Origin of the sequence: Baaleninema sp. (assembly GCF_049974805.1) — a bacterium.
Classification (GTDB): Bacteria; Cyanobacteriota; Cyanobacteriia; order Cyanobacteriales; family Geitlerinemataceae; genus Baaleninema.
Genome location: NZ_JBNGCO010000010.1, coordinates 25,025 through 31,024, shown reverse-complemented (window position 1 = coordinate 31,024; position 6,000 = coordinate 25,025). Strand labels below are relative to the sequence as shown.

The following is a 6,000-nucleotide window of genomic DNA, read 5'->3' as shown; positions in this document are numbered from 1 at the left end:
AAGTGACTTGAAAAATCGGGTGTCGAACCTCAAACCGAGTACTCGTCACGCACCGACAAGTGACTTGAAAAATCGGGTGTCGAACCTCAAACCGAGTACTCGTCACGCACCGCCAACATCACCTCAACGCACCTCCGCAATCAACCCGACAATTTTATCGAGCAACTGCTCCGGTTCCATCGGTCGCGAGAGACAGTCGTTAGCGCCGCTGTCCAAACACTGCTCTAAAATATCCGGGGTTCCCGTCTCCGTCATCAACAGGATTTTCAACGACTGCATCGCCGGAAGTTGGCGCAACATGGAAATAAACTCGCATCCGTCCATCCCCGACAATCGTCGATCGACGATCGCCGCCACAGGTTTGAGGATTTCAATTTGTTCGAGAGCCGTGGAACTCTCTAACATCCAGATAGCGTGATATCCCGCCGCCGTCAACAAGTCGCAAATTAACGTCGCTTCTTCCTCACATTCGGCCACCAGAATCACCTGACCCTGAGTCGTAATGGCGGTTTTCACATGGCCTTTGGCGTGGCCGTTGCGGGGAACCGTATCGGCTTTGGTGTGTGTCGGTTGCGTGGGGATGCGAACCGTGAATTTCGAGCCGATACCCACTTGCGACTCTACAGAAATCGAGCCGCCGTGGAGTTCTACCAGTTGCTTCGTCAAGGCCAATCCCAACCCCATCCCGCCGTACTTGCGGGTATAGGTAGATTCCAACTGGCGGAAGGTTTGGAACAACAGGGATTGTTGCTCTTTGGGAATCCCGATTCCGGTATCTTCGATTTCAAACACGGCGTATTCGGCGTATCGAGAGATCCGCAAGGTGGCTCGGCCGCCTGTGGCGGTGAATTTAATGGCGTTGCTGAGGAGATTGAAGAGGATTTGACGGAGGCGATCGCGATCGGCCCGGAAGCGATCGCCTTTCTCCGTCAACTGCAAGTCTAAATCCAACCGAACGCCGTTGACCGCTGCGCGATCGACCATCATCCGCAACATCTGACGCCCCAGTTGCGTCAGGGAAAAGTCCGACACCTTCAACACGGTTTTCCCCGATTCGATTTGGGAGAGATCTAACAGGTCGTTAATCAACTCCATCAAATGTTCGCCACTGTTATAGATAGTTTGCAGATACTCCCGCTGTTTAGCGCTTAAATGTCCAAACGACCACCGCAGCAGCGTCGAAGACATTCCGATGATGCAGGTGAGGGGGGTTTTTAGTTCGTGGCCGATGGTGGCGAGAAATTCCGTGCGGGTTTGGCTGGCGGCTTGGGCGGCCACCAAGGCTTCTCGCAAATCTCGCGTTCGGCGATCGACCTGTTGCTCGAGAGTTTGTTTTTGCTGTTCGAGTTCGGCGTACAATTGCGCCTGGGTGATGGCTAAGCCGAAGCGATCGGCGATATGTTCGAGAAATTCTCGTTCGCGGCGTTGCCAAGTTCGGGGTTGATCGCACTGATGGGCGACAATGAGTCCCCAGAGTTCTTCGTTATCCCGGCCGTGGGTTTTGATGCGAATGGGGACTAAAAGCTGCGATCGCACTCGTCCCTGTTTCAGCAGGCGACGCCAGGGTTGGGACAACCCCCGCGCGGCGGACAAATCGTTGAGAACCAGGACTTCTCCGGTTTCGTATCGATCGCGGTCTTGGCTGAGCAAACTCCAGTCCGCCTCGGGCGGTAAAATCGAGGGAATGTCTTTGTCCGGCGTGCGACTTTCGTAAGTCATCCAGTCGTGGGCCGGTGCCGAAGGATTCCCCTGAGACGGATCGCGGGCGAAGCCGTCGAACTGGTAAACGGCCAGTCGATCGAGTTCCAGAAACCGCCGCACATGTTCGACGGTTCCCGAAATCAATTCCGGAAGTTCCACGCACTGGCGGGTTTGAGTCGTCACCTGTTCCAGTAGCCGTTCCTGTTCCACCTGTTGGCTGAGGGCGTCTTCTACCGGACGACAGGCTGAAGCCTCCTGAGAGCCAACGTCTTCGGCGAGAAGGGCGGCCAGTTCCAAGGCGAACTCGCTCTGACGGCGGGGGTCGTTAGTGCCGAGGGTGGCTAAGGCCCGTTCCCGTACCGCTTCATCGAGAGGCGTTTCCGCCCACAGACTATCGTCCGGTTGTAACGCGGCGGCGATGGTTTCGGGGTTGAAGGTCAAGCCCACTTCCATCGAGTCGTTTTCAGACGGCGAGGGGGACGGTTTCTCGGCCGTCCGGGTCTCGGACTGGGGCGGCCGGCGTTCCCCCAGCAACAGGGCGCTGAAACTCGGCGACAGGGCGAGGACGAAGCGCGTGGCGTTAGGCTTGCGAGCCACTGGGGGAGTCGCCACAGTGGTTTCAGTTAAAACGAACGAATTTTCGACCTCGAGAGCGACTGTCTGTTGTAATAAAGTGCGAAGTCGATCGAACGTAGTACTCAGCAACGTTCGGCAAACGAGATCGGGATGAGAGATATCCATCGGTTTATAAGATACGTCGAGCTGCAAGGGAAAGCTGCGCCAGCCTCGAGACGCGCATGGCAAGCCACAACAGTAGCGATCGCAGTCCACTAGACAACGAACTTGAATGTCTCGAACTTGATCTCGAGAGTTTTCCCTCGAATTCCCGTGTTTTCCAAAGAAGTCGAGTGGGGCAGGCAGCGGCGCGATCGCGCTTGCAAAGCACTTGAACAATACTTTCGGCCGCCAGGGATCGAGCCGTCGGCGAAACGCTCTATTACTATGCTAGTCTCAGTTTGAGTCCGATTGAAAAACGATCGTTTAAACTTAGGAATTGACCGAAAAAAGGCTCTGTGGCCGGCGAGATCGCCCTTCGCAGAAATCGATCGTTTTTTTTAAGATCTCGAGGGCGAGAATTGAGTTACGATTTCTTTAAGGTCGGTTCGCCGTTCGGACGATCGAAATCGTACCCCTCGGGGGGCATTTCTTCCCAAGTCCACGGCTCGAGGGTTTCGATCTCGAACACTTCGGCAAAGCGATCGAGCATCTGAGGCATCACTCCTTCGACCGTAACGCCGGGACGGAACTGAGCTAAGCTCCCCACCGGCTTGTCAGAAATCCCACAAGGGACGATTTTCTCGAAGCCGTCTAAATCGGGGCAGACGTTCAAGGCAAAACCGTGCATCGTAATCCACCGACTGACTTTAATGCCCAAGGCGGCCAGTTTGCGCCCTTCCAGCCAAACCCCTGTCAAGCCGGGAACGCGATCGCCCTCGAGTCCGTAATCCGAGAGTACGCGCAACACCACTTCTTCAAGCTGTCGTAAGTACCAGTGCAGGTCGCAGCGGTAGCGGTTTAGATTTAGAATAGGATACCCGACCAGTTGACCGGGACAATGATACGTGACCTCTCCCCCCCGTTCGATGCGATGGACTTCCCAGCCCGTCGCTTCGGGATCGAATTTCAGAAAGTCAGGGTTCGCCCCCCGACCGAGGGTATAAACCGGAGGATGTTCGAGTAACAGGAGTACATCGTCAAGGTCTGGGTTTTGACGCCGCCTCTCGACGAGCGATCGCTGCCAAGCCCAGGCGATCGCATAGGGGATCGGAGTTTTCACCCAGAAAGCACGAAGCACACGGGAAGGGATATTACTAGAAATCATAACAAAAATCAAGCAAAATTCAAGGCATTTTCGTGTCGATTTCGGAAAATCAAATCACGAATTGTCAAGGAATGCAAAGGATTCTAAAGTGTGTTCCAAGCGGTCTGCAATCCGCCATACAATAGAGAGTAAGAAAGCGAGGTCGACCAAAGTTCTTTCCTCAGAGTGTGAAGGTGCTGACAGAAGGCTTGAAAAGAAGCGGCAATGCCCGCCCCGCTTTGGGTAGAGTTGGAAGTCGGCCAAAAAATCCCCGAGGAAAACGACCGTCGCTTTCATTGAAGAAAGGGTTCTCGAGCGGGAAATTTCAAAGATGAAACTAGTTATCCAAGGCAAAAATATTGAAATCACCGATGCCATTCGCGACTATGTCAACGACAAAATTACTAAAGCGGTGAATCACTTCCAGAACCTGACAACTGAAGTGGACGTTCATCTTTCGGTCGCTCGCAATCCTCGCATCTCTACAAACCAATCGGCTGAGGTGACGATTTATGCCAACGGAACTGTGATTCGCGCTCAAGAAAGCACAGAATCCATGTACGCCAGCATCGATCTCGTCGCGAACAAAATCGCCCGTCAGTTGCGCAAGTACAAAGAAAAACGCAACCGCAAGATGCACGTTCCGCCCAAAACCAGCGAAACGGTGGCAGAAGCCCCGGTGGTGGACGATCTCATCGGCGATCGCACCGTGGAACTTCCCGAAGAAGTGGTTCGCACGAAATACTTTGCCATGCCTCCGATGAGCGTGCGGGAAGCCTTGGAACAACTGCAACTGGTCGATCACGATTTCTTCGTGTTCTGCAACGCCGAAACCGGTGAAATCAATGTGATTTACGAACGCAACCACGGCGGTTACGGCGTCATCCAACCCCGCAAAGCCCAAGAAAACGGCTACCTGCAAGACGACGAAATGTCGAAAGCGTCTTAACTCGAGTCCGTTGAGTTCAACGCCAGCGAATTTCTCCCCCCTCTGGAGTCAGCATATCGAGACAGAGACGCCTCACCCCGCGTCTCTGTCCGGTTTTCCGTTCGATCGCCTCCGAGCGCGATCGAACCACCCCTGCAACGACTGGCGACATTCAGCTTCGAGAACGCCCCCGAACACCTGCAAGCGGTGGTTCGAGACGGGGCTGTCTGGAATGTTAACAACAGTACGTACCGCCCCCGTTTTCGGTTCGTCCGCCCCGTACACCAACCGTCCCAACCGCGCCAAAACGATCGCCCCGGCACACATGGGACAGGGTTCGAGGGTGACGTAAAGCGTGCATTGCGTCAAATGCCAAGAATCTAACACTCGCCCCGCCTCTCGCAGGGCGAGAATTTCCGCGTGGGCAGTGGGATCGCGATCGCGTTCCCGGCGATTTTCCCCCGTAGCGAGAAGACTGTTGGTGCGATCGTCCACCACCACCGCCCCCACCGGAATTTCCCCCGCCTCACCCGCCGCCTGCGCCAACTCCAACGCCAGGCGCATCCAGTGTGAATCGATCGTCTTTGAATCGATCGTCATCGTTCGTTCCCCCAATTCGCCACTCGTCGTTCGCTGCTTGCTGTGCTGGCAGAAATAGATCCCCGGCATCTCGAAGATGCCGGGGATCTAGCCGACGCTGAAAAGCGATCGGCGAAAATCAATCGCCGCCTAATCGCGACTGTTGAGAGCAATCAACAGACGCAAAATGAAAATAAACAGGTTGATGTACGTCAGATACATCGACAGAGCCGCCGAAAGATACTGCTCGTTACGGTAAGTACGGGGCAGAACGAAAAAGTCCACCACCGCTACCCCAACAAACAGCAGAGTTCCGAAGCCGGAAATTCCCACCTCTAACCAAGTGGGGGTGAACACGCCGAAAAAGGAAAACAGCAGTTGTCCCACCAACACCACCAACAGGGCAACAACCCCCAGTTGAATGGTTTTCGTCAGAGCCATGCCGTCTTCTTCCGACAAGTTCGACCCAATTTGACGAGCGGCGATGAAGGTGACACCGCACCCTAACGCCGCGATACCGATGCCCGTGATGCCAACGCCGGGAGTTGCCAACGCCAAGGCTACCAAACCGCTGAGGGTATACCCGGATAGCAGGCTGTAGGCAGCCAACAGGGGTAAAGCGACGCTGTTATTTGCTTTTTCAGCAATGTTGCGAACGACGAAGAACAGAATGATTTCAAACACCAACGCCCCCCAGAAGGTGGGCATGAAGATGCCGGGGTTGCTGTTCAAAACGGTCAGTCCGCCGTAGGTTCCCACTGCCGTCAGCACTAAGCCGCCCCCGAGGAAGGGCAGGGCGTTAGCGACGACGTTCGGACCGACGATCGAATGTCCGCGAGCCTGCATCCAGGCTTCTCGGAAATTGCTCGTATTGCTCATAGGTGTCTCCTAACAGGATACGAACGGAAAAAGAGCTATCTTTATTCTCTTT

At 54.8% G+C, this 6,000-nt stretch carries 5 protein-coding genes; 1 reads left to right on the top strand and 4 read right to left on the bottom strand.

The genetic code is table 11. The annotated features are described in order from the left end of the window. Positions 1-123: 123 nt before the first annotated feature. The gene (locus tag ACP5D4_RS03700) at positions 124-2,442 is read right to left on the bottom strand and encodes a hybrid sensor histidine kinase/response regulator (RefSeq protein WP_428010279.1); all 2,319 of its coding nucleotides are present in this window, start codon (positions 2,440-2,442) and stop codon (positions 124-126) included. 400 nt (positions 2,443-2,842) lie between these two features. Then, complete coding sequence (lipB, locus tag ACP5D4_RS03695) at positions 2,843-3,583, bottom strand: lipoyl(octanoyl) transferase LipB (RefSeq protein WP_428010278.1); 741 nt, start codon at positions 3,581-3,583, stop codon at positions 2,843-2,845. A gap of 310 nt (positions 3,584-3,893) precedes the next feature. Here lipB and hpf point away from each other — a divergent pair, with 310 nt between their 5' ends. After that, the gene (gene hpf / locus ACP5D4_RS03690; protein WP_428010277.1) at positions 3,894-4,511 is read left to right on the top strand and encodes a ribosome hibernation-promoting factor, HPF/YfiA family; all 618 of its coding nucleotides are present in this window, start codon (positions 3,894-3,896) and stop codon (positions 4,509-4,511) included. A gap of 72 nt (positions 4,512-4,583) precedes the next feature. Here the strand turns inward: hpf and tadA are convergent, their stop codons facing one another. Together tadA and ACP5D4_RS03680 are read right to left on the bottom strand one after the other, a co-directional pair. Further along, on the bottom strand, positions 4,584-5,090 hold the full coding sequence (tadA, locus tag ACP5D4_RS03685) for a tRNA adenosine(34) deaminase TadA (RefSeq protein WP_428010276.1): 507 nt from the start codon (positions 5,088-5,090) through the stop codon (positions 4,584-4,586). Between the two features lie 129 nt (positions 5,091-5,219). Then, positions 5,220-5,948, bottom strand: a complete 729-nt coding sequence (locus tag ACP5D4_RS03680; RefSeq protein WP_428010275.1) for a Bax inhibitor-1/YccA family protein — start codon at positions 5,946-5,948, stop codon at positions 5,220-5,222. Positions 5,949-6,000 lie beyond the last annotated feature (52 nt).

What these genes read in the sequence shown, in the direction of transcription:
- ACP5D4_RS03700 (WP_428010279.1), bottom strand. Translation starts at nt 2,442, where the DNA reads ATGGATATCTCTCATCCCGATCTCGTTTGCCGAACGTTGCTGAGTACT.
- lipB (WP_428010278.1), bottom strand. Translation starts at nt 3,583, where the DNA reads ATGATTTCTAGTAATATCCCTTCCCGTGTGCTTCGTGCTTTCTGGGTG.
- hpf (WP_428010277.1), top strand. Translation starts at nt 3,894, where the DNA reads ATGAAACTAGTTATCCAAGGCAAAAATATTGAAATCACCGATGCCATT.
- tadA (WP_428010276.1), bottom strand. Translation starts at nt 5,090, where the DNA reads ATGACGATCGATTCAAAGACGATCGATTCACACTGGATGCGCCTGGCG.
- ACP5D4_RS03680 (WP_428010275.1), bottom strand. Translation starts at nt 5,948, where the DNA reads ATGAGCAATACGAGCAATTTCCGAGAAGCCTGGATGCAGGCTCGCGGA.